This is a genomic window from Jiangella ureilytica (assembly GCF_004348545.1).
GTDB lineage: Bacteria > Actinomycetota > Actinomycetes > Jiangellales > Jiangellaceae > Jiangella > Jiangella ureilytica.
In genome coordinates, this window is record NZ_SMKL01000036.1 from 39,572 (window position 1) to 62,850 (window position 23,279).

At 74.4% G+C, this 23,279-nt stretch carries 16 protein-coding genes; 9 read left to right on the forward strand and 7 right to left on the reverse strand.

The genetic code is table 11. The annotated features are described in order from the left end of the window. Window positions 1–112 precede the first annotated feature (112 nt). Complete coding sequence (locus E1212_RS16740) at window positions 113–841, reverse strand: DUF3152 domain-containing protein (RefSeq protein WP_162605514.1); 729 nt, start codon at window positions 839–841, stop codon at window positions 113–115. A gap of 246 nt (window positions 842–1,087) precedes the next feature. Continuing rightward, complete coding sequence (locus E1212_RS16745; RefSeq protein ID WP_131984456.1) at window positions 1,088–2,431, reverse strand: trypsin-like serine protease; 1,344 nt, start codon at window positions 2,429–2,431, stop codon at window positions 1,088–1,090. Window positions 2,432–2,723: 292 nt separating this feature from the next. Between E1212_RS16745 and E1212_RS16750 the strand changes: the two genes are divergently transcribed. Then, a complete protein-coding gene (locus tag E1212_RS16750; protein WP_203416929.1) occupies window positions 2,724–3,185 on the forward strand; it encodes an NfeD family protein in 462 nt (153 codons plus the stop codon). Continuing rightward, window positions 3,185–3,925, forward strand: a complete 741-nt coding sequence (locus tag E1212_RS16755) for an SDR family NAD(P)-dependent oxidoreductase (RefSeq protein WP_131984458.1) — start codon at window positions 3,185–3,187, stop codon at window positions 3,923–3,925. The genes E1212_RS16750 and E1212_RS16755 overlap by 1 nt, the downstream gene beginning before the upstream one ends. A 19-nt stretch (window positions 3,926–3,944) precedes the next feature. Here the strand turns inward: E1212_RS16755 and E1212_RS16760 are convergent, their stop codons facing one another. Next, window positions 3,945–5,312, reverse strand: a complete 1,368-nt coding sequence (locus tag E1212_RS16760; RefSeq protein WP_131984460.1) for a cystathionine beta-synthase — start codon at window positions 5,310–5,312, stop codon at window positions 3,945–3,947. Between the two features lie 76 nt (window positions 5,313–5,388). On the opposite strand from E1212_RS16760, the gene E1212_RS16765 reads away from it, so the two are divergent. The 3 genes from E1212_RS16765 (at window position 5,389) to E1212_RS16775 (ending at window position 8,140) form a co-directional block, all read left to right on the forward strand. Further along, on the forward strand, window positions 5,389–6,381 hold the full coding sequence (locus E1212_RS16765; protein WP_131984486.1) for an SGNH/GDSL hydrolase family protein: 993 nt from the start codon (window positions 5,389–5,391) through the stop codon (window positions 6,379–6,381). A gap of 161 nt (window positions 6,382–6,542) precedes the next feature. Continuing rightward, on the forward strand, window positions 6,543–7,766 hold the full coding sequence (locus E1212_RS16770; protein ID WP_131984462.1) for an acetyl-CoA C-acetyltransferase: 1,224 nt from the start codon (window positions 6,543–6,545) through the stop codon (window positions 7,764–7,766). 143 nt (window positions 7,767–7,909) lie between these two features. Then, window positions 7,910–8,140 (forward strand): DUF4287 domain-containing protein, encoded by a 231-nt coding sequence (locus E1212_RS16775; protein WP_131984464.1) that lies wholly within the window; start codon window positions 7,910–7,912, stop codon window positions 8,138–8,140. 161 nt (window positions 8,141–8,301) lie between these two features. Here E1212_RS16775 and E1212_RS16780 read toward each other — a convergent pair whose 3' ends face one another. Further along, the gene (locus tag E1212_RS16780; RefSeq protein WP_131984466.1) at window positions 8,302–9,102 is read right to left on the reverse strand and encodes a Bax inhibitor-1/YccA family protein; all 801 of its coding nucleotides are present in this window, start codon (window positions 9,100–9,102) and stop codon (window positions 8,302–8,304) included. A 155-nt stretch (window positions 9,103–9,257) separates the two neighbouring features. Here E1212_RS16780 and E1212_RS16785 point away from each other — a divergent pair, with 155 nt between their 5' ends. Next, window positions 9,258–10,217 carry a TIGR03557 family F420-dependent LLM class oxidoreductase gene (locus E1212_RS16785; protein ID WP_131984468.1) on the forward strand — a complete coding sequence of 320 codons (960 nt, stop codon included), beginning with the start codon at window positions 9,258–9,260 and terminating at the stop codon, window positions 10,215–10,217. 119 nt (window positions 10,218–10,336) lie between these two features. Further along, the gene (locus E1212_RS16790) at window positions 10,337–12,028 is read left to right on the forward strand and encodes a DUF3352 domain-containing protein (protein ID WP_131984470.1); all 1,692 of its coding nucleotides are present in this window, start codon (window positions 10,337–10,339) and stop codon (window positions 12,026–12,028) included. A gap of 121 nt (window positions 12,029–12,149) precedes the next feature. On the opposite strand, the gene E1212_RS29520 is transcribed toward E1212_RS16790, so the two are convergent. From E1212_RS29520 to E1212_RS16810, 3 genes are all read right to left on the reverse strand, one after another. Further along, window positions 12,150–15,890 carry a S8 family serine peptidase gene (locus tag E1212_RS29520; protein ID WP_162605515.1) on the reverse strand — a complete coding sequence of 1,247 codons (3,741 nt, stop codon included), beginning with the start codon at window positions 15,888–15,890 and terminating at the stop codon, window positions 12,150–12,152. Between the two features lie 309 nt (window positions 15,891–16,199). Further along, entirely contained in the window at window positions 16,200–19,145 is a 2,946-nt protein-coding gene (locus tag E1212_RS16805; protein ID WP_162605516.1) for a helix-turn-helix transcriptional regulator, read from the reverse strand. 56 nt (window positions 19,146–19,201) lie between these two features. Further along, window positions 19,202–19,960 carry an alpha/beta fold hydrolase gene (locus tag E1212_RS16810; protein WP_131984474.1) on the reverse strand — a complete coding sequence of 253 codons (759 nt, stop codon included), beginning with the start codon at window positions 19,958–19,960 and terminating at the stop codon, window positions 19,202–19,204. A 94-nt stretch (window positions 19,961–20,054) separates the two neighbouring features. On the opposite strand from E1212_RS16810, the gene E1212_RS16815 reads away from it, so the two are divergent. Next, window positions 20,055–22,982 (forward strand): helix-turn-helix transcriptional regulator, encoded by a 2,928-nt coding sequence (locus E1212_RS16815; protein WP_203416931.1) that lies wholly within the window; start codon window positions 20,055–20,057, stop codon window positions 22,980–22,982. 98 nt (window positions 22,983–23,080) lie between these two features. Then, window positions 23,081–23,230, forward strand: a complete 150-nt coding sequence (locus E1212_RS29525; RefSeq protein WP_162605517.1) for a hypothetical protein — start codon at window positions 23,081–23,083, stop codon at window positions 23,228–23,230. Window positions 23,231–23,279: the final 49 nt, after the last annotated feature.

Sequence of the window (23,279 nt, forward strand, 5' to 3'; positions counted from 1 at the left end):
TTGGGGAAGGGGGCAGTTGCGGCCCTCGTCGTCCGATCGATTCCCCGCTTTCCCCAAGATCGACGTGGGCAGGGAGGGGCTCAGGTGTACCCGGCCGTCACCAGCGGGTGACTCAGGGGTAGGGCCAGCTGTTGGCCACGCAACCCTCGAGGCCGTACGTCTGCTGCAGCATGACCGGCGCGACGGCACCGGGGGCGGGGCAGTCGACGTGGCTCTCACCGAGGGCGTGGCCGACCTCGTGGTTGACGACGTACTGGCGGTAGCCGGCGACGTCGCCGCCGTAGTGCGGCACGGCGGACGCCCAGCGCAGCGCGTTGAGGACGACGTTCTGGCCGTTGCGGCACGACACCTCGCCGCGGGTGCGCAGCGGCGCGCACAGCTCGTCGGTGGTGCCGGGCGTGGCGACGAGGATTCGGATGTCGCCACCGTGGGGCACCCGCTGGAACGAGTGCCGGCCGTCGGCGATCCAGCTGCGCGGGTCGGCCAGCGTGGCGTCGACGACGGCGGCCACCTCGATGGGGTCGAACGGCAGCCCGGTCTCGACCTCGACGGTGTAGGTGAGCAGCGAGCCCTCGGTGCCGGCCCGGCCGCTCTGCCCCGGCGTGACGGCGAACGTGCCGGGTCCGGTGGCGGCGATCTGCGGCGGCGGGGTGACGGCCGGGGCGTCCGACGGGTTCGGGACGGGCCGCTCGATGGGCACCGCCACGACGGTCTTGGACGGGCCGGCAGAATCGTCCACGGCGTCGTCGGCGGGCTCGCCGGCGAGCGGGAGCGCGGCACCCTGCGGAGCCGGGGCGCCGTCGGGCACCACCGCCCAGCCGACCGCGCCGAGGGTGGCCACGCCCAGGATCAGGCTGCCGAGCCGGCGACCGCGGGCTCCGCCCGAGCGCGCGGGTAGCACCCGGCGCCGGCCCCGATCGCGATGACCGGCACGACGCACTCCGGAGCCCATGCGGATCATGTTCTCATACGGTTCTCAGACCGATCTCAGCGCGGCGCACACGAGAACGACGGCGGTGACGCACCACCGGAGTGGGCGTCACCGCCGTCGTTCAGCGTGGATCAGGACCGCATCGGACCGACCGCGTCAGCTGCGGGCCGCGAGCCGCCGCCGGGCCGCGAACGCCGCGGCCGCACCGCCGGCGAGCAGCAGCGCCAGCGCGATGCCCGTGCCGGAGCCCGCACCGGTGTCGGGCAGCTCCTCGCCGTCGCCGTCGTCGTCACCCGGGTCGTCGGTCGGGGTGGCGGTCGGCTCCTCCGTCGGCGTCGGGGTCGGCTCCGGCGTCGGCGGCTGGCCCTCGACGGTCACCGTCACGGCCGCCGGCGCGGAGTCGATCTTGCCGTCGTTGACGACGACGTAGAACGTGTCCTCGCCCTCGAAGCCCGCCGCCGGGGTGTAGGTCAGCACGGCCGGGTCGTCCTCGTAGGACAGCTCACCGAACTCGGGCGCGTAGACCTTGAACTCCAGGTCGTCGCCCTCCGGGTCGGTGCCCGACAGCTCGATCCGCACCGGTGTGTCGACGGTGGTCTCGGCCGAGGTGGCGTCGACCTCCGGCGCGGTGCGCAGCTCCGCCGTCTCGTCGATGGCCGCGGCGACGGCGCTCACCTGGGTGTAGACGCCCGGGTAGTCCGGCCGGGCGCAGCCGTTGCCCCAGCTGACGATGCCGACCTGGACGGGCTCGCCCTCGTCGTCGTCACGGAACAGGGGGCCGCCGGAGTCGCCCTGGCAGCTGTCGATGCCGCCCTCGGCGTAGCCGGCGCACAGCTCGATCTCGCCGACGAAGCCCCAGCCCTCGTCGTCCGGGTAGGACGCCAGGCACTCGGCATCGCCGACGAACGGCACCTCGGCCTCGAGCAGGAACTGCTGCTGGTCGCCGCCCTCGGCGTCGGCGCCCCAGCCGGCCACCGTGAAGTCGCCCTCGTCGTACTCGCCGGTCGTGGCGATCGGCAGGGTCGGGACACCCTCGACCGGCTCGTCGAGCTGGATCAGCGCCCAGTCCGGATAGCCGCCGCCGATGCCCTCGGCGTTGGCCGACCAGACGTGGTTGCCGCCGACCTCGACGATGTCCTCGCCGGCGAGGTCGACCGAGCCGATGAGCGCGGTGATGTCGGTGTTCGGGCCGGTGCCCGGCGAGACGCAGTGAGCCGCCGTCAGCACCAGGTCGGGCTGGTACAGGGCACCGCCGCACAGTCCGCCGGCGATGTCGAGACGGACCATCCACGGGTAGTCGCCCTCGGCCGCGGGCTCGCCGCCGACGATCCGTGGCAGCACGTCGAGGGCCTCGAAGGTCTGGTCGAGCAGGTTCACCGCGGTGTCAGGAGTCTCATCCGACGACGCGACCTGGGCGGTGCCGAGCAGACCGGCACCAGCCAGTGCTGTGGCCAGCAGGACGCCCGCGGCGCGGACGCTGTGGCGCAGGTGGTAACGCAACGATTCTCTCCGATTCGGCGCAAGGATTCACATTCGATGATCACTGTTCGCCGGAGCGGCACGACGGCGCTCGAGAACGGCCCCCCACCCGATTTCGCCCTACCCCGGAACCGCCGCGAACGGTACCGGAAGCGGTCCCCGTCGCGACCTCGACATCACGGTTCTCACCAGGAATTTCTCGGTCCCCCGGCGGCTCGCGGGGCAATGTCCCGATTCGTCCGCGACTGGTCCCGCGACACCGCGCCATCGCTGCAATAGACACAAATGCGGCGGTTATCAATAAACTGCGGCCATGCAGTCGATGTGGGACTGGTTCAGCGAGCACGCGTGGGTGCTGGCGTGGGCCGGCACCGCCCTCATCCTGGGGACGATCGAACTCACGACGCTCGACTTCTTCTTCCTCATGCTGGCCATCGGCGCGGCCAGCGGCGCGGTCGCCGCCGGCCTGGGCGCGGAGTTCCTGGTGCAGCTGCTGGTGGCCGTCGTTGTCAGCGTCGCCCTGCTCGGCGTCGTGCGGCCCATCGCGAAGAAACGATTGCTCAAGCCCACGCCGTCGTCGTTCGGAGCAGCCGCGCTGGTCGGGCAGAACGGCGTCGTCATCGAGCGCGTCGACGGCCACGGCGGCCTCATCAAGCTGGCCGGCGAGACCTGGTCGGCGCGCAGCTACGACGGCCGCTCCACCTTCGAGGCGGGCGACACGGTCGGCGTGGTCGAGATCCGCGGCGCCACCGCCATGGTGCTGGACGAGACCTGATGCCGCTGCGCGCGAAGGCCGCTCTGGTCACCGGCGGGTCGCGCGGCATCGGCCGTGCCATCGTCGAGCGGCTGGCCCGTGACGGTGCCCGTGTCCTGTTCAGTTATCGCCACGACGAGGAGGCCGCCGGTGCCGTCGTCGCCGCCGTCCGCGGGGCGGGCGGGACCGCTCACGCCGTCCGCGCCGACCAGGGCGACCTCGACGCCGTTCGCGCCCTGCTCGACACCGCGGCCGAGCGGCTCGGCGGCCTCGACATCCTGGTCAACAACGCCGCCGCCAGCGAGCCGCGGGCCATCGACGACGTGACGGAGGACGACTTCGACCGCGTCATGACGATCAACGCGAAGGCGCCGTTCTTCGCCATGCAGTACGCCGGCCGAACCATGCGCGACGACGGCCGCATCGTGAACATCTCCACGCTCAACACCGTCGTTCCGGGTCCCGGCGGCGCGCTCTACACCGCCAGCAAGGCCGCGCTCGAGCGGTTCACGGCCGTCGCGGCGCGGGAGTTCGGACCGCGGCGCATCACCGTCAACACCGTCTCGCCCGGCGCCGTCGACACCGCACTGCTCCGCTCCACCAACCCTCCCGAGGCACTGGAGTGGACGGCGTCGGTCACCGCGCTGCGACGGCTGGGTCGGCCCGCCGACATCGCCGACGTGGTGGCGTTCCTGGCCGGGCCCGACTCGCGCTGGATCACCGGCCAGAACCTCCGCGTCACCGGCGGGCTCATCGTCTGAGCGCCGCCGGGTCTGCGTGTCAGGTCGTCGCGACGTAGCCGAGGAGGTCGGTGCGGGTCAGCACGCCCACCGGCTTGCCGTCGTCGACCACGAGGAGCGCGTCGGCCGAGCGCAGGGCGTCGACGGCGGCGCTGACGGCCTCGCCGGCGCCGACCATGGGCAGCGGCTTCGACATGTGCTGCTCGACCCGGTCGGTCAGGTGCGCGGCGCCGGTGAACAGCGCGTCGAGGAGGTCGCGCTCGACAACGGCGCCGGCCACCTCGGCCGCCATGACCGGCGGCTCGGCCCGCACGACCGGCATCTGCGACACGTTGTACTCGCGCAGGATGTGGACGGCGTCGGCGACGCTCTCGCCGGGGTGGGTGTGGACGAGCGCCGGCATCTCGCCGGACTTGCCGCGCAGGACGTCGCCGACGGTGACGCCCTCGACCGGCGGCAGCAAGCCGTACGACGTCATCCAGGCGTCGTCGAAGACCTTGGAGAGGTAGCCGCGGCCGCCGTCGGGCAGCAGCACCACGACGACGTCGTCGGGGCCGGCCCGCTCGGCCACCCGCAGCGCCGCCACGACGGCCAGCCCGCAGGAGCCGCCGACCAGCAGGCCCTCTTCGCGGGCCAGCCGCCGGGTCATGTCGAAGGAGTCCTTGTCGGACGCCGCGATGATCTCGTCGCAGACCTCGGTGTCGTACGTGGTGGGCCAGAAGTCCTCTCCCACGCCCTCGACGAGGTACGGCCGGCCGGTGCCGCCGGAGTACACCGAGCCCTCGGGGTCGGCGCCGATGACCTGCACCTTTCCGCCGGACACCTCTTTGAGATAGCGGCCGACGCCGCTGATGGTGCCGCCGGTGCCGATGCCCGCCACGAAATGCGTGATGCGCCCGTCGGTCTGCTTCCACAGCTCCGGGCCGGTGGTCTCGTAGTGCGAGCGCGGGTTGGCCGGGTTGGAGTACTGGTCGGGCTTCCAGGCGCCCGGGGTCTCGCGGACCAGGCGGTCGGAGACGGAGTAGTACGAGTCGGGGTCCTCGGGCGCGACCGCCGTGGGGCACACGACGACCTCGGCGCCGTAGGCCTTGAGGACGTTGCGCTTGTCCTCGCTCACCTTGTCGGGGCAGACGAAGATGCAGCGGTAGCCCTTGCGCTGCGCGACCAGGGCGAGGCCGACCCCGGTGTTGCCGCTCGTGGGCTCGACGATGGTGCCGCCGGGGCCGATGAGCCCGGCCTTCTCGGCGTCCTCGATCATCCGCGTGGCGATGCGGTCCTTCACCGAGCCGCCCGGGTTGAGGTACTCGACCTTGGCCAGGACGGTGGCCGGCAGCCCGGCGGCGACGGCGCCCAGCTTGACCAGCGGGGTGTCGCCGATGAGGTCGAGGACGTTCTCGTAGTACTCCACGTTGATGACATTAGCCGAGCCCCCTGGACTGCCAGAGGATCGCTCGAGGGTTCGCTAGAGTCGAACCGTGGTCGGCATGGTCAGCGCTCGGACGGCACGACGTCTCGCCGCGGCCGCCGCGTACGGGGGTGGCGGGCTCAGCCTGCTCGGCGCCGCCGGCTACGGGCTGCTCCGGCTGCAGGCGAAGCTGGCCCGGCGCACCATCACCGGCCGCCCGCTCGGCGGCCCGCCCGACCCCGACGGCGTGTACGGCGGCGGCGACGGCCCGCCGCTCTCCTTCGTCGTCATCGGCGACTCCGCCGCGGCGAGCTACGGCGTCGACACGCCGGAGGAGACCATCGGCGCGCTGCTCGCCGCCGGGCTGGCCGAGATCGCGCATCGGCCGGTCGTCCTCACCACCGTCGCGCAGGTCGGCGCGCAGACCACCGACCTCGCCGACCAGCTCGACAAGGCGCTGGTGGCCGAGCCCGAGGTCGCGCTGCTGATCATCGGGGTGAACGACATCACCCACCAGATCAAGCTCACCGACTCCGTCGCGCTGCTCGACCAGGCGGTGCGCCGGCTGCGCGACGCCGGGTGCCAGGTGGTCGTCGGCACGTGCCCCGACCTCGGCACCATCCGCCCCATCCGGCCGCCGCTGCGCTGGCTGGCCCGGCGCGCCAGCCGCCAGCTGGCCGCCGCCCAGACCCTCGTGGTCGTCGAGGCCGGCGGCCGGACGGTGTCGCTCGGCTCGATCCTCGGGCCCGAGTTCGCCGCCGCCCCCGGCGAGCTGTTCAGCGAGGACCAGTTCCACCCGTCGTCGGCCGGCTACGCGCACGCGGCCGCCGCCGCGCTGCCGTCGCTGATCGGGGCGCTCGGCCTGTGGGCGCCCGGCGAGGACTCCCCCGAGATGGTCCGCGGCGACAGCGTCCTGCCCATCTCGATCGCCGCGGTCGCCGCCGCCGACCACGCCGGCACCGAGGTCGCGGCCGCGACGGTGGGCGGCCGGGCCCGCGGTCCGCGCGGCCGCTGGGTCCAGCTCCGCCACCGCCGCCGGCGGCCCCTCCCCGACGCGCCCGAGCGGGTCTGACGGCGGGACGGCGGCGGGTTCCCGCCCGTGAGAGTGCGGTTCCCGCCCGTCAGGGTGGGGTGCCCGCCCGTCAGGGTGGGTGGCCACCTGACGCGCGAGCACCGACAGCCGACGGGTATCCTGGAGTTACCCACGAGTAACCACGGCCGAAGGAGCCCGCCATGCCCGAGGCAGTCATCGTCGCCACCGCGCGGTCGCCCATCGGGCGCGCGTTCAAGGGATCGCTGGTCGACGTGCGACCCGACGACCTCGCCGTCGCGACCATCAGGGCGGCGCTCGACCAGATCCCGGCCCTCGACCCCACCACCATCGACGACCTCTACGTCGGGTGTGCGGAGCCGCGCGACGAGCAGGGCGGCAACGTCGCCCGCCGCATCGCCGTCCAGCTCGGGCTCGACGGCGTCCCGGCGGCGACCGTCAACCGGTTCTGCGCCTCGTCGGTGCAGACGGCGCGCATGGCGTTCCACGCGATCAGGGCCGGCGAGGGCGACGTGTTCGTGTCGGCCGGCGTCGAGTGCGTGTCGCGCTACGCCGGGTTCGGCGGCGCCGGCGTCGATCCGGTCGACACCCAGAACCCGGTGTTCGGCGAGGCCCGGGCGCGGACCGCCCGGTACGCCGAGACCAACGACACCTGGCACGACCCGCGCGAGGACGGGCACCTGCCGGACATCTACATCCAGATGGGCCAGACCGCCGAGAACGTCGCCACCGCCGTCGGCGTCACCCGTGCCGACCAGGACGAGTTCGCGCTGCTGTCGCAGTCGCGCGCCGAGCGGGCGATCAAGGACGGCTTCTTCGCCCGCGAGATCACACCCGTCACCCGGCCCGACGGTCAGGTCGTCGACATCGACGACAGCCCGCGGCCGGGCACCACGCTGGAGAAGCTGACGGCGCTCGACCCCGTGTTCCGGCCCGGCGGCACGGTCACGGCGGGCAACTGCACGCCGCTCAACGACGGCGCCGCGGCGGTCGTCATCATGTCCGACACCCGGGCCCGCGAGCTCGGACTGACGCCGTTGGCCCGCATCGTCGCCACGGCGGCGTCAGCGCTCTCGCCGGAGATCATGGGGCTCGGCCCCGTCGAGGCCTCGCGGCGGGCGCTGGCCCGGGCCGGCCTGACGATCGACGACATCGACCTGGTCGAGATCAACGAGGCGTTCGCCGCCCAGGTGGTCCCCAGCGCGCGGCAGCTCGGCATCGACTACGACAAGCTCAACGTGCACGGCGGCGCCATCGCGCTCGGCCACCCGTTCGGCTCCACCGGCGCGCGCATCATGACGACACTGGTCAACGGTCTGCAGACCCGCGACGCCAGCCTGGGGCTCGAGACCATGTGCGTCGGCGGCGGTCAGGGCATGGCGATCATCCTCGAGCGCCTCGGCTGACGTCCCGCAGGGGCCCGACCTGCATCGTTGCTGATCAACAGCGGGTCCGTTCCGGCGATGGTCTTGCCCGAAGGGGTTGTGTCGAGGGGAGTCCTGCGGCACAGTCGAATGTACGGAGACCTCTATCGCCCTCGGAGGCAGCCATGAGCCTGAACCACTCCGACGAAACCCATCGCAACCTCCTCGCCCGGGTTCCCAGCGTCACCGGACGAGAACTCCCGGAGTGGTTCGAGGCCCTCGAGGCCGGACCGTCCTTCCTGAGGTTCGACGACCGCGTGAGATGGCTCCGCGACGAGCACGGCCTGGCGCACGGCCATGCGACGGCCATCGTGCACGAGGCCGACCTGCGCCGCGCTGCCCGCAACTTCGGCTGAGCAGCGTCCTTCAGCGTTCCTGAGACGGACGCCCACCGACGTCCGTCCGCGCCCGAACGCGGCCCCGGCCCGTCGGCCGGACGGACACCAACGCGAGCGGCCCGCCCCCTTGCCGCAGGGGCGGGCCGCTCGCGTGTGCGTCGGGTACTACGTACGGGCGCTCATTCACCACGCAGGATGGCGAGCAGCCGCAGGATCTCGATGTAGAGCCAGACCAGCGTGACGGTGAGACCGAACGCCGCCGTCCAGGCGAACTTGGCCGGCAGCCCGGCCTTGACGCCCTTGTCGATGAAGTCGAAGTCGAGGATCAGGCAGAACGACGCCAGGCCGACCGCGAACAGGCCGATCAGCACGCCGAACCAGCCGTCGCGGAATCCGAAGGCGGTGTCGGACGAGCCGAACCACATGAACAGCAGGTTGACCAGGCTGAAGATCGCGTAACCGACCAGGGCGATCATGACGCCGCGCTGGAACTTCGGCGTCACCCGGATGCGGCCGCTGCGGTAGACCAGCAGCGTCGCGGCGAAGACGCCCAGCGTGCCGAGCACGGCCTGCGCGACGATGCCGTCGAGCGGGCGGCCCGAGATGGCGGTGTTCTCGAAGAAGTTGCTGATGCCTCCGACGAACAGCCCCTCGAACCCGGCGTAGAGCAGGATCAAGACCGGCGACGGGTTGCGCTTGAACGAGTTGACCAGGCCGAGCACGAGGCCGACGATCAGACCGATGAAGGTCAGGCCCGTGTTCATCCAGCCGATGACGGCGCCTGCCAGCAGCACCGCGAAGGTGATGCCGGTCTTCATGACGACGTCGTCGTAGGTCATACGCCCGGTCTGCACGGGCGTCGCCGACGGAGCGGCGTACATGTTCTGCAGTTCTTCAGCGCTCGGCGCGGCGGCGTCATAGGTCGCGTGCCGTCCGTTGAAGCCCTCAGCCCGGCTGAAGATCGGGTTGTTTCCCTGCATCGTTCTCCTCCAACGCCCCACAACGGGGCGAGTCAGGTTCGTGGGACGAGTCTACTGTTCAGAAGTGGTGCGTACGAGACCCGGGAGCATTGGCACAACGGTTCTCATGTTCGCCTGTGGCGATGCTGGACGCGAGTCGTGGGTATGGGCGAGCCATGACGCGCTACGGATACTTCCTCTCCACCGAGGACTGGGACCCCGGCGAGCTGATCCGGCAGGCGACGCTGGCCGAGGAGGCCGGGTTCGACGCCCTCTGGATCTCCGACCACTTCCACCCGTGGACCGACGAGCAGGGCAACGCGCCGTTCGTGTGGACGGTGCTCGGTGCACTGGCCTTCGAGACCTCGCTGCCCGTCACGACCGCCGTCACCTGCCCGACCGTGCGGATCCATCCGGCGATCGTCGCGCAGGCCGCGGCCACCACGGCCGCGCTGATGCCGGGCCGGTTCACTCTCGGCGTCGGCAGCGGCGAGGCGCTGAACGAGCAGGTCACGGGGGCGCCATGGCCGCTGGCCGAGCAGCGGCTCGACATGCTCGAGGAGGCGGTCGAGATCATGCGCGCGCTGTGGACGGGCGAGGTGGTCACCCACCGCGGGCCGCACTACGACGTGGAGCACGCCCGGCTCTACACGCTCCCGGACGAGCCGCCGAAGATCTACATGTCGGCGTTCGGGCCGGAGGCCGCCGACCTCGCCGGCCGCATCGCCGACGGCTTCATCTCCACCTCACCCGATGCCGAGACCGCGAAGCGCTTCGAGGCGGCGGGCGGCGCCGGCAAGCCGAAGCAGGCCGGTGCCAAGGTGTGCTTCGCACCCAGTGCGGACGAGGGCCTCGACATCGTGCTGCGCCGCTGGCCGAATCAGGGACTGCCCGGCGAGCTCGCCCAGGTGCTGCGCACTCCTGAGCACTTCATGCAGGCGTCGTCCCTGGTCACGCGCGAAACCCTGGCCGGCTCCGTCGCGGCCGGGCCGGACGCCGGCACCCATCGCGACTTCCTGACGCAGTACGTCGACGCCGGCTTCGACGAGGTGTACGTGAACCAGATCGGGCCGGACCAGGACGGCTTCTTCCGCTTCTACCGCGACGAGGTGCTCCCCGAGCTGCGGTCCACCTGACGGCCATCGGCCGGCCACCCGGTCGACACGTTGACACAAGGCATCAATCCGGACTTTCCGCTACCCTGGCGCCGTCGGCATGAGTCCGGCATCTCACCGGGGGAAACGCGGAGGTCGGCATGTCGTACCCAGGCTCGCCCACGGGTCCGGACGGGCAGGAACCGGGCCCGGTCCCGCCTCCGCCATCCGGCCCTGCGCCCTTCGACGCCACCCCGTCCGCCGACCCCACACGGCCGCTCGCCTACCTCGACGACGCCGAGGACGGGCCGGCCATCGTGGCGCGCAAGCGCCGGGGCCTGCTCACCGGCGGCATCGCGGCGGCCGTCCTGGTGGCGGGGTCCGGCGCGGTGTTCGCCTGGCAGGCGCTCGACGGCGGCGGCACGCAGCCGCACGAGGTCCTGCCGGCCGACGCCATCGGCTACGTCCGCCTCGACCTCGACCCGTCCGCCGGGCAGAAGATCGAGGCGTTCCGGCTGCTGCAGAAGTTCCCGCTGTTGAGCGAGGCCACCGGCATCACCGACGAGAACGTCGACCTGCGCGAGCTGTTCATCGACGAGTTCGCGTCGGCCACCGGCTGCGACATCGACTTCGCCACCGACGTCGAGCCGTGGGTGGGCGAGCGCGTCGGCGCCGCCATGCTCCCGCCGTCGGGCGACAGCAGCGAGCCCGGCTACGTCGTCGCGCTGCAGGCCGGCGACCAGGAGAACGCGACGGCCGCCATGGACCGCATCCTGAGCTGCGGCGGATCCGGCGACGAGGCCGGCGCCATCGGGCGCGCCTACGCCGACGGCTACCTGCTGCTCACCGACACCCAGGAGAACGCCGACGCCTACGCGGCCGCCGCGGCGGATTCCTCGCTGGCCGACAACGCCGAGTTCATCGAGGCCATGGACCTGCTCGGCGAGCAGGGCATCGCGTCGGCATGGTTCTCCGGCACCGCGATGTTCGACGCGTTCGACGGCTCGGCCAGCGCCTTCGGCATCGGCGCCGGCGCGTCCGGCAACGGCCAGTCCTCGATCGACGCGGCGCGCGGCCTCATCGACTCGCAGTACCGCGGCGTCGCCATGTCGGTCCGCTTCGACGATCGGTACGCCGAGCTGGCCTCCGTCGTCACCGGCAGCGCCTACCAGGCGGTCGACGGCGGCGGCGTGGCGGCCGACGTGCCCGACTCCACCACGCTCTTCCTGGGCAGCAGCCACACCAGCGACTACATCCGCGACGGCTGGGCGGCGGGCGTCGAGTCGCTGCCCGACGGCGAGGAGATGATGGCGCAGCTCGAGGAGCAGACCGGCCTGGTGTTCCCCGACGACCTCGCCACCCTGTTCGGCGAGAACCTCGTCGTCGCCGTCGACGCGAGCGACGTCGACATCGAGGCGCTGGCCCAGTACGGCGACTTCTCCAGCATCGACGCCGGCGCACGCGTGGTCACCGACCCCGAGGCCTTCGCCGAGCTGTGGGAGAAGGTGCAGGGCCTGGCGGCCGACTACGGCATGCCGCTCGACGACCTGCCGCTGCAGACCACCGACGACGGCTACGTCCTGGCCACCTCCGAGGACTACGCGGCGCAGCTGCTCGAAGGCGGCGGCCTGGCCGACACCGACGCCTACCGGACGGCGGTCAGCGGCGGCACCGACGCCGACGCCGTCCTGTACGTCGATTTCGACGCCGTCGAGGAGCACGTCCTCGCGGCCGCCGGCGGCAACCTCACCGAGGCCGAGACGCAGTCCATCGAGGCGCTGCAGGCCATCGGGCTGTCGATGCAGCTCGAGGACGGCCACATGGGCATGAGCCTGCGGATCACCACGAACTGACACCTCACCCGCCGGCGACCCGCGGGCGCAGCCGACCCGACGGCACACGTGACAGTGCCCGGCAATGGGGGCCTGGGAGGGATCGGCACACCCCACTGCCGGGCACGGCCAGGAGCGGCGGCTACGCCGCGCCGACCCGCCAGGCCCGGTCGATCTCCTGGCGGACGGTACTGCCGCCGGCATCGGTGACGGTCACCCGGAGCGACGCGAACCCGCCGTCGGCGGCCGGGACCTGCGCCGTCAGCAGATCGCCCGACGCCGTCACCGGCACCGGCCGCCAGCTGGCGCCGTCGTCGAACGACACCTCGGCGGTCGCGGTGAACCCGCCCGGCCCGGCGACACCCGCCGGATAGGTGGGCCGGATCTCCAGCGGGTAGGCCACCGCGGCGGCGACCTCGTTGTACAGCCCGGCCTCCAGGTCGTAGGCCAGCTGGATCAGCGGCAGCACTTCGCGGTCTCCCTCGGGCCGCGCGGACCGGAAGCCCCAGGTCGTCTCCGTGCGCGTCGACAGGTCCGAGAAGTTGCCCGGGCCTCGCGTCGTCGTGAGTGACAGCTCGAAGTCCCCCGGGGCGCCCGGCACGGTGAACTGCGCCTCCGACCATGCCGCGCGGCCCACCTCGACGCCGTCGCGGCGCAGCACCAGCTCCGACGTGTCACCCATCTGCTCCTGGATGAACCCGTAGGTCGACGGGCCGTAGAGGTACTGCGGGAGTGATACGCGGATGGCGTCGCGGAACCGGGCGGCGGGCAGGCCGTACTCCTCGGAGCCGGTGAGCGCCGGCATGCCCGGGGCGGTCAGGGGGCCCCACCAGAGCTGCTCGCTGGTGCTGCCGGCCGTGTACGGCTCGATGGCCGACCACGTCCAGTACATGTTGAGGAACTCCTGGTGCGGCTGGCCGAACCGCTGCCACTCGACGCCGTCGGCGGTCAGGTACTCGGTGCGGTGCACCGGACCGTTGCGTTGCAGGCCCAGCGTCGTGCCGAAGCTGGCGCTGCCGGTGAACGGGATCCAGCCCTCGCGCGTGCCCTGGCGCTCCGAGACCTGCCGGTACTCCGACTCGACGGTGGCCAGCTCGGCGTGGTCCGCCTGGTACGTGACACCGCCCGGGAGGCCGTCCTCGGTGTAGACGAGATGGTAGGCGTACTCGGCGTCGCTGCGGCCGGTGACGTCGAGCTCCAGCCCGGGATCGGCGGCGAGCTCGGCGCGCAGCCGGGCGCCCAGCTCGCGGTCGACGGCGTAGGCGGGCAGCGGTGCGGTCCAGAACGACGGCAGCCACGGCCCGGGCCCGCTGTCCACCAGCACCACGAGTGCCGCGCCGGCCGCGGCCGCCAGCTGCAGCTGCTCCGTGGTGTCGGCGCCGTCCCCGCGTCGAGTGACCAGCACGATCGCGCCCTGGGCGTCGACGGCGGCGAACTCGGCTGCCGTGCCGGTGCCGGCGTCGGCCACCGGCAGCGTCGCCGAGCCGGTGTACGGGCCCGACGGGGTGGCGGGCAACGGCGCCGGCAGGTCCTCACCGTGCAGGCTGACCTCGAGCAGCGGCTGGGTGCGCAGCCACGTCGTCGTCAGCTCGAACGTGCCGGTGCGGACGGGACCGGACTCGATCGTGTACAGCTCGGTGCCGCCCCAGCTCTGGGCGACGGTCTCGCGGATCGACTGCTCGCCGACCCGGCGCTCCCAGATCACGTCGAACCCGTTGTCCGCGCCGTCGCGTGGGGTCACCACCTCGACCGGCTCGCCGTCGCGCCCGTCATAGGTCAGGGCGAGGTCGCCGTCGACGCGGACCTCGGGCTCCGCTGCGAGCACGACGCTGTCGGCGGCGAGGTCGGGGCCTTCGGCCTCGATGGCCGTCACCACGGTGTAGTCGCCCTCGGGCACCTCGGCGGTGACGGTGCCCCTGCTCATGAACCGGCGCACCCATTCACCGGTCTCGATGTTCCACAGGTCGACCGGGCCGGTCGCCGGGGCGCCGTCTCGGCCGGTCGCCGTGACGGTGACCTCATGCACCGGCCGCTGGATCGTGAACGTCGTGACGCTGTGGATGACGGTGTCGCGGTCGCGCGGGTCCTGGGCGACGATCTGCCCGCTGTAGCTGCCGCCGGTGCTGGCCTCGGCGGACACCTCGACGCGGGTGCCGGCGCTGCCGCCGGGCGGGATGCTCAGGACGGGGTTGCGCACGCGCATCGCCGGCCGGCCGGGCCCGGCGCCGGGCCGCGTGACCTCGGCGCTGATGCGCAGCGTGACCCGCCGGTCGGTCGGGTTGTGGTACGTCAGCGTGCGGCTGACCGCGGGTGCGTCCGCGGCCAGGTGCCCGAAGTCGACGACCCCCTGGTCGACGGCGACCGTCTCGCCCACCGCGGCGGCGACGTCGAGACGGCCCGCGCCGCGGAACGTCACCGGCTCGTCGTCGAGCGGCAGGCTGGACGAGACCAGCCGCTGCTTCAGCTGCTGGTCGTCCCAGTCCGGGTGCTGCTGGGCCAGGATCGCGGCCGCGCCGGCGACGTGCGGCGTGGCCATCGAGGTGCCGTTCAGCGACGTGTAGTGCTCGTCCAGCAGGTTGCCCAGGGCGGTGCCGGCCGCCCGGGCCGCCACGATGCCGACGCCCGGCGCGACGATCTCCGGCTTGACGGCGCCGTCGCCCACCCGCGGGCCGCGCGACGAGAACCCGGCCGCCCGGTCCTGCTTGTCGACGGCACCGACGGTGAGCGCCGAGGTGGCCGCGCCGGGCGAGCCGACGGTGCCCTCGGCCGGGCCCATGTTGCCCGCGGCGACGACGAACAGCGCGTCGGACTCGGCGCTGAGCCGGTCGACGGCCAGGCTCATGGCGTCGGTGCCGTCGCTGGCCCAGTCGGTGCCCAGGCTCATGCTGACGACGTCGGCGCCCTGCGCGACCGCCCACTCCATGCCGGCGATGATCCAGTCCTCGTAGCCGGAGCCGCTGTCGTCGAGCACCTTGCCGATCAGCAGGTCCGCGCCCGGCGCGACGCCGCGGTGGGTGCCGTCCGACGCGGCCCCGGTGCCGGCGACCGTCGCGGCGACGTGCGTGCCGTGGCCCTGGCCGTCGACGGCGGTCTGTCCCTCCGGGTCGATGTCCTCGGTGAAGTTGTGTGCCGCGGCCACCTGGCCCGCGAGGTCCGGGTGGGTGGGGTCCCAGCCGGTGTCGAGGACGGCGACGGTGCTGCCGGTGCCGTCGAGGCCCTGCTCCCACGCCTCCGGTGCGCCGATCTGCGGCACGCTCTCGTCCAGCGCGACACCGACCCGGCCGTTCAGCCAGACCCGGCCGACCTCGCCGGACACGACGGCGTCCCACACCGAGCGGACGTCGTCCTTGGCCGCGCTCACCGCGAGCGCGCCGATGCTGGCGAGCGCGCGTTCGGCCCGGGTGCCCGAGGGCGCCTCGGGCACGCTGCGGATCCCGGGACCGTCCGGCGCCGACACCAGCAGCGGCAGGTCGTCGCGGGCGAGGTCGTGGTAGCCGGACTCGGCGAGGTGGGTGAGGTCGAACAGCCGCTCGTCCAGCACGCCGTCCTGCACGTAGCGCACGGCCTCGTCCGGCAGCGCCAGCACGTGGCCGTCGCGCTCGACGAACCGGGGCGGGCGGGCGGTGGCGTTCGTCTGCGCCCACGCCGCCTGCCGCCCGTCGGGCGCGACGTGCAGGCCCACGACGTCGCCGGTCAACAGGGTGAGCTGGTACGTGTGGCCGGTCGCGGCCGACCCGGTGGCTGTGGCGGGCGCAGCGCCGTGCGCCGCACCGGTCGCAGCCGGCGCCGTCGCGGCTCCCGCCCCTGCCAGCAGGGCGGTCGCGGCGATCGGGGCGAGCAGCCGGGTGCGGGCGCGATGCCAGGACAGGATCGTGCGGGGCATGGGACCTCGTCTCCTCGGGGCCGCGGCCCCGCCGCCCGACGGGGTTGGCGGGCGGCGGGGTTCCGCGGCGGGGGATCGCCGTGCGTTCACCGTCCCGTACGGCGCCGGCCGTTGCGATTGGGCGAATCACCCATTTATGCGCGGGCGGACGGCGTCAGAGCGGCTCCCAGTGCTCGCCGTCGGCCGGTTCGGGCTCGGCAGGGACGGTGTCGGGCGCGGCCTCCGGGCCGGTCTCGGCGGGGCCGGACGGTTCGGTGTCCTGCATGAGGCCACGGTCGGTCAGCGGTGCCCGGTTCGCGAGTGGGTGGATCACCCATTCAATGCCGGATCGTCCATTGCGGCGTCGGTCGAGACCGCCACCGCAAGCGCCGTCCGCGACGACACCCCGAGCTTGCGCATGGCGGCGCTGAGGTGCCGGTCGACGGTGCGCGGCGACAGGAAGAGCGCCTCGGCGACCTGCCGGTTGGTCCGGCCCTGAGCGACCAGCAGGGCGACCTCGAGCTCGCGCGGGGAGAGCTGGTCGCCGTACCCGCGGCGCCCGCCCCGCCAGGCCCGCGCGACGTCGACGCCGTGCGAGCGCAGCACCTGGGCGACGCGGTCGGCGTCCCAGCGAGCGCCGAGATCGCGCAGCCGCCGTTGCACCGTGCCGAGCAGCTCGAGCGCGGCACCGTCCGGCAGCAGCGCGAGTCCCTGCCGTTCGAGCGCGAGCAGCTCCTGGTAGGGACGGGGCAGCTCGGCCCATGCGGCCGCGGCGCCCCCGAACAGCTCGGCGGCACGTGAGCGGTCGCCGTCGTCGCGGGACGCGCCGGCCACGATGCCGCGGCAGACCAGCAGCGCGGCCTGGGGCGCGGGCGCCGCGCGGTCGCCCAGCCCGGCCGCGAACCGCTCGGCCAGTTCGGCCGCCTCGCCCGCCCGGCCGGACCGCACCAGCGCGTCGGCGTGCACGGGCGCCAGCTCCGTGGCGAACAGCCAGATGCCCTTGCGGACCACCATCGCCATGGCCGGCTCGGTGACCCGCAGCGCGTCGTCGACGGCGTCGTCGGCCAGGAACAGCCGGCCCAGCGCGCCGGCCGGGCCGGTCTGCACATCGACCAGGCCGCGCCGCACGGACTCGGCCAGGACCACCCGGAACTGGTCGGCGGCGTCGTCGCGGCGGCCGGCGGCGAGGTCGAGCAGGCCGAGGATCATCCGCGCCTCGAGCAGCGCCTCGGGCAGCGTGTCGGCGGATCCGGCCAGCTCGGTGACCTGCGCGGCCAGCCCGTCCCAGCCGCCGCCGTGCCAGTCGAGGTTGGCTCGCGTGATGAGCGCGGAGTTCATCAGCCGCTGGTAGCCCGTGGCGTCGAGCAGCTCGACGGCGCCGTCCAGCTGCCGCCGGGCGACGGCGTCGCGACCCCAGCCGATCGCGGTATGGCCGACGTTCATGCGGCAGCGGCCGAGCTGGCGGCGCTCGAACAGGCTGTCGGTGGCGACGTCGAGCTCCCGCGCCGCCGTCCAGCCCTCGGCCTCGCCCATCATCAGCAGCGCGCTGGCGCGATCGACCGCGAGCCAGGTCCGTTCCTCGGCCGAGACCTGCGGGAACAGCGCTGTCGCGCGGTCGAGCCACTCGCGGTGCCGGGTGACCGGCCAGACCTGCCCGCGCGGGTGGGCCAGCGAGATCATCGCTCGCACGGCCAGCTCGGGCCGCCCGGCCAGTTCGCCGGCCGCGGCCTCGACCTGCTCGATGCCCGTGTCGAAGTCGCCCAGCTGCAGCCAGAGGCGGCCGAGCAGCAGCCGCAGCTCGCCGCGCCGGTCGGCCGGCAGGTCCGGCCGGTCGAGCCGGTCCAGCGCGGCGGCCAGGGTCGTCGTGACGGCCAGCGCCAGCTCGCCGAGCGCGGCGACGCCCCAGGTGGCGGCCTGGCCGAGCTTGTGCGCCAGCCGCGCCTCGCGCTCCGGCTCGTGCTCGGGATCGTGCTCGGCGGCCGTGAGCAGATCGGTGAGCAGGACGACGGCGGCGCGGTCCTCGCCGGCCTCGAGTGCGAGGTCGGCGGCGGCCTCGGCGTGCCGGCTCCACGCGGCGACGTCGCCGGCCTCGCGGAAGTGCCGGCTCAGCCGCAGCACGGGCGGCGTCGGCAGCTCCTGCAGGGCGGCGGCCGCCTGGCCGTGCAGCAGCCGCCGCTCGGACACCGGCAGCGCCTCCTCGATGGCGCGCGACGCCAGCACGTGCCGGCACACGAACCGCCCGGGCGCGGCCTCACGCAGCAGCCCCGACGTCAGCGCCCCGGCGAGACCGGCGCGCGCGTCGTCGTCGCCCAGCCCCGCGACCCGCGCGAGCACGACGCCGTCGGCCGGCTCGGCGAGGACCGCCGCGGCCTCGAGGATCCGCCGGGCCGGCGACGGCAGCCGGTCGACCCGTTCGAGGACGGAGTCGCGCACCGTCGGGGGCACCTGCAGGTCGTCGAGAGCGCGCCGGGACCACTCGCCGCCGCGCCGGACGATGTCGCCGCGGTCGCGCAGCAGCGACAGGCTCTCCTCGAGCGCGAGCGGCACGCCCTCGGTGCGCCGGTGCAGGAACGTGACGAACTCCGCGGAGATGTCGTCGGTGGCGAACATCGACGCGACCAGCGCGGTGGTCTCGCCGACGGTGAGCGGCTCGAGCGCCAGCTCCAGCCGGCGCAGCCCCGCCGGCGGGCGCGCCGTCAGCCGCAGCAGCGGCGACGCGGCCGGGACGTCGGTGGCGCGGTAGGTGACGACCAGGCTGAGCTCGCGCCCTGCCGACGCGAGCAGCAGCGGCAGGAACTCCAGCGTCGCGGCGTCGGCCCAGTGGGCGTCCTCGAGCACCAGCACCTCGATGCCGGACCGCTCGACCAGCTCGGCCAGCGCCCGGAACAGCCGGTGCCGGGTGGAGCTGGGATCCTCGAGCGGTTCGAGCGCCGGCGGCAGGTGCGCCGCCCACTCCGGGAACAGCGGCCGCAGCGCACCGGCGAGCGGACTCAGCTCGACGCCGTCGACGGGCAGCCGGTGCAGCGCGTCGACCAGCGGCCCCAGCGGGAACGGCTCGGCCAGGGGCGGGCAGGCGGCGACCAGAGTGGTGGCGGGATCGAGGGCGAGCAACGCCTCCTGCACCAGCCGGGTCTTGCCGATGCCGGCCTCGCCCTCGACGAGGACGAACGCCGGCTGACCCGGTCTGGCCAGCGCGGACGTGACGGCGGACAGCTCGCGTTCGCGCCCGATGAAGGCCGGGCAGGGCGCAGCGGCATCGGCGTCCTGACCTGCCACCGATCCTCCCGCCGCCGGCCACCCGCTGTTCGTCCGCCCCACCGATTCCGGTCAGCCTAGCCCGCCCGCGTCCGCAGCAGCTCGCCGATCACGGCCGCGACCGCCTCCGGCCGGCGGTGGTGGGTCACGTGGCCGGCGGCGGGGATCTCGACGTGGCAGCCGTGCGGCAGGCCCGCGGCCAGGGCGGCGGTCCAAGCGCGCGGGGCGATCGGGTCGTGCCGGCCGCGCACCACCACCGCCTCGACGGGGACGTCGCCGAGTTTGCGCTCGACCGGGTCGGCCAGCAGGTGGGCGAACGTGGCCGCGGGACGGCGCAGGCCGCACTGCAGGTAGTCGCGGGCGATCAGCAGCCACACGTCCGGCCGCTCGTACGCCGTGTCGGCGAGCAGCCGCGCGACCTGGCGCAGCGGGTGGCGGGCCGCGCGGTCCATCGTCGGCCCGATCAGCACCACGGGCCCGAGCAGCTCGGGCGCGTGCGCCGCGAGGTCGACGACCACCTGGCACCCGGCCGAGTTGGCCACCAGCGGCGCACCCGAGCGCCCCGTCGAGCGCAGCCACGAGGCCAGCGACCGCGACAGCCCGCGGACGTCGAGGGCACGGGCCGGTCCGGCGCTTCGCCCGAAGCCCGGCAGGTCGACGGCCACCGTCCGGGCGCCCGGGTCCAGCGCCCGCCCGAGCCGCAGGTAGTAGCGATGCGACACGCCCAGCCCGGGCACGCAGACCACCTCGCGGGCCGAGGCCGGCCCACGGACAGCCGCATGCATCCACCGTCGGCCCACCAGCGTGTACTCGTGGCCGCTCCAGCCGCTGCCCATGGCAGGTGGATACCCGATTCCCGGCCGGGCAGCGTTGACCGCTTGGGTAGGCTCCTGGGACCCGCCAGCCCGATGCGCAGCGAGGGGGTGCGTCGTGGTCCAGCCCGAGACCGTCTCGTCCCCGGCGCTGGTCGGGCGCGAGCGCGAGTCGGCGGAGCTGGCGCGGGCTCTGTCCGGCGGACCCGCGCTGGTCCTGGTCGAGGGCGAGGCCGGGGTGGGCAAGAGCCGGCTGGTGCAGGAGTGCCTCGCCGGGCCGGCCGGACGGCGCCGGCACGCCGTGGTCGCCACCTGCCCGCCGTTCCGCGAGTCGCTGACCCTCGGCCCGGTGGTCGACGCCCTCCGCTCGGCACGCACCGCCGTCGCCGGCCGGCGGCTGAGCCCGCTCGCGGGCGCCCTGCGGCCGCTGTTCCCCGAGTGGGCCGGCGACCTCCCGCCGGCGCCGGAGCCGCTGACCGACCCCGGCGCCTCGCGACACCGGATGTTCCGCGCCCTGGCCGAGCTGGTCGACCGCTCCGGCGTGGAGCTGCTCGTGCTCGAGGACGTCCACTGGGCCGACGACGCCACGCTGGAGTTCCTGCTGTTCCTGCTGTCGGACCGGCCGGTGCGCGACATCGGCGTCGTCCTGACCTACCGCCCCGACGACGTGCCGGCCGGCTCGCTGCTGCGCCGTCTCACCTCGCGCTCGCGGGCGGGTCTCGCACAGGTCCGCATCACGCTCGGCCTGCTCGACGTCGCCGCCACGGCCGGGCTGGTCTCGTCGATGCTGGGCGGCGAGCCCGTGTCCGAGGCGTTCGCCGCCTTCCTGCACGACCGCACCGACGGGCTGCCGCTGGCGGTCGAGGAGTCGGTGCGCCTGCTCAGCCAGCGCGACGACGTGATCCGGCGCGACGGCGAGTGGGTGCGGCGCAGCCTCGCCGAGCTGAGCGTGCCGCCGACCGTGCGCGACTCCGTGCTCGAGCGGGTGCAGCGGCTCGGCGCCGACGCGCGACGGGTCCTCGACGCGGCCGCCGTCCTGGCCGAGCCGGCCGGCGACGACGTGCTCGCGACGACGGCCGGCCTGTCCGGTCCGCGGGCCAGGGCGGCGCTGATCGAGGCAGCGCGCTCCGGCCTGCTCGGCGAGGATCCGCGCGGGCGCCCGGTCTTCCGGCACGTCCTCGTGGGCCGGGCGGTGTACGACGCCATCGCCGGCGTCGAGCGGCGCCGGCTGCACGAGGACGCCGGGCGCGCGCTGGAGCGGCTGCGCCCGCCGCCGCTCATGCAGCTCACCCGGCACTTCCGCACGGCGGGCGACGTGCCGCGCTGGGCCCGCTACGCCGAGCGGGCCGCCGACGCCGCCGTCGCGTCGGACGACCACACGACGGCGGTGGCCGTGTTGGAGCCGCTGGTCACCGCCGGCGGGCTCGCGGCGCCGGAGCTGGCCCGGCTGGCCACGAAGCTCGCCTCGGCCGCGAGCGCGCGCCGCGAGTCGGTCGACGCCGTGCACGCGCGGGTCATCGCGGTGCTGCGCGAGGTGCTCGACGGCGCCGGCCTGGCGCCGTCGTCGCAGGCGGAGCTGCGGATCCCGCTCGGCCGGCTGCTGCTGCAGTCCGGCGAGTTCGAGGCGGGCCGCGCCGAGCTGGAGCGCGCGGTCCCGGAGCTGGCGCACCAGCCGGCCGAGGCCGCCGTCGCCATGACACTGCTCGGGTACCCGCTGCCCGGTCCGCGGCCGGCGGCGGAGTACCGGGGCTGGCTGGAGCGCGCGGAGCGGGCCGCCGCCGGGCTGCCGTCGGACCTGGACCGGCTGTCGCTCACGGCCGACCGCGCCGCCGCCCTGCTGGTGCTCGGCGAGCCGGACGGCTGGGAGGTGGTGACCCGGCTGCCCCGCGACATGCCGACCACCGAGGGCCGCTGCCAGCTCGCCCGCGGCCACGCCAACGTCGGCTACGCCGCGCTGCTGTGGGGCCGCGACGCGACGGCACGCCGGCACCTGGACCGCGCGCTGGAGCTGGCCGAGTCGGCGCGGTTCGCCCGGCTCACCGCGACGGTCCAGGAGCTCATGGTCCTGGCGGACTGGCTGTCCGGGCGCTGGCACGGCCTGGCCGAGCGGGCTGCCGCACTGGCCGCCGACGACGACGTGGAGCCGAACGCGAAGCAGGGTGCCCTGCTGGTGACCGCGCTGCTCGGCGTGGTGACCGACCGGCAGGGCGCGGAGCGGGAGCTGCGCGGGCTGCTCGAGCGGGTCCGGCCCGACAGCGTCGCCGCCATTCCGCTGATCCCCGCCGCCGTCCTGGCCCGGCGCGAGCTCGCGGCCGGCCGCCCCGACGCCGCGCTCGAGCTGACCGACGCGGCGACGACGACGGTGCGCACCTCCGGCACGTGGGTCTGGGCGGCCGAGCTCGCGCCGGTCCGGGTCCAGGCGCTGCTGGCGTCGGGGCGACGGGACACCGCGGCCGCCTTCGTGGCGGCGTTCCAGCGCGGGCTGGACGGGCGCGACGCCCCGGCGCCCGCCGCCGCGCTGGAGTCGTGCCGGGCGGCACTCGCCGCCGCCGACGGCGACCACCTCGGCGCCGCCCAGCTCGCCGCGGCCGCCGCCGCGCGCTGGTCGAGCCTGCCGCGCCGGTACGAGGAGCTGCTTGCCCACGAGACCGGAGCGGGCCACCTGATCGCCGCGGGCCGGACCGACGACGGCGTCGCGCTCCTCGCCCGCACCCACCGGCGGCTGGCCCAGCTGGGCGCCCGATCCGACTCCGACCGCGTGGCCCGCACGCTGGAGCTGCACGGGGCCGTCGCGCCCGGCGCCGTCCCGGCCCGGCGCGGCCGCCGCGGCTACGGCGACGAGCTCTCGCCGCGCGAGCTCGAGGTGGTCCGGCTGGTCGTCACCGGGCGGACGAACCGCGAGATCGCCCGGGCCGTGTCGCGCTCGCCGAAGACGGTGGCGGCGCAGCTCAACTCGGCCATGCGCAAGCTCGGCGTGACCTCGCGGACCGCGCTGGCGGTGCTGGCGGTCGAGGCCGGGCTGGTCGGGGCCGACACCGAGCGCTGACGCCTCGCGGCCATTCTTTAGGTCATTTGCCGGGAGACAACCGGATCGTGCCGTTCGACACTCGCTGACACCGATGCGCGCCGAGACCCGGAGGACCCATGCAGGGACCGCACGACCCCGAGCCGCCGCTGGAATCGGCGCCCGATCCGGCGTCGGAACCGGCGTCGGGTCCGGTGCCGGCGGAGCGCACCGAGCCCCCGCCAGCCCACGACCGAGGCCCCGGCCGCGACGGCTACGAGCCGCTCTGACCGGGCCGGAGAGGCGACGATGACCCTCCATCGCCCCACCCGTCCGCCC

Bases quoted from the DNA above. Each gene is read 5' to 3' on its own strand.
- E1212_RS16750 (WP_203416929.1), top strand. From the start codon at position 2,724: ATGCAGTCGATGTGGGACTGGTTCAGCGAGCACGCGTGGGTGCTGGCG.
- E1212_RS16790 (WP_131984470.1), top strand. From the start codon at position 10,337: ATGTCGTACCCAGGCTCGCCCACGGGTCCGGACGGGCAGGAACCGGGC.
- E1212_RS16785 (WP_131984468.1), top strand. From the start codon at position 9,258: ATGACGCGCTACGGATACTTCCTCTCCACCGAGGACTGGGACCCCGGC.
- E1212_RS16755 (WP_131984458.1), top strand. From the start codon at position 3,185: ATGCCGCTGCGCGCGAAGGCCGCTCTGGTCACCGGCGGGTCGCGCGGC.
- E1212_RS16775 (WP_131984464.1), top strand. From the start codon at position 7,910: ATGAGCCTGAACCACTCCGACGAAACCCATCGCAACCTCCTCGCCCGG.
- E1212_RS16770 (WP_131984462.1), top strand. From the start codon at position 6,543: ATGCCCGAGGCAGTCATCGTCGCCACCGCGCGGTCGCCCATCGGGCGC.
- E1212_RS29525 (WP_162605517.1), top strand. From the start codon at position 23,081: ATGCAGGGACCGCACGACCCCGAGCCGCCGCTGGAATCGGCGCCCGAT.
- E1212_RS16765 (WP_131984486.1), top strand. From the start codon at position 5,389: ATGGTCAGCGCTCGGACGGCACGACGTCTCGCCGCGGCCGCCGCGTAC.
- E1212_RS29520 (WP_162605515.1), bottom strand. From the start codon at position 15,890: ATGCCCCGCACGATCCTGTCCTGGCATCGCGCCCGCACCCGGCTGCTC.
- E1212_RS16780 (WP_131984466.1), bottom strand. From the start codon at position 9,102: ATGCAGGGAAACAACCCGATCTTCAGCCGGGCTGAGGGCTTCAACGGA.
- E1212_RS16810 (WP_131984474.1), bottom strand. From the start codon at position 19,960: ATGGGCAGCGGCTGGAGCGGCCACGAGTACACGCTGGTGGGCCGACGG.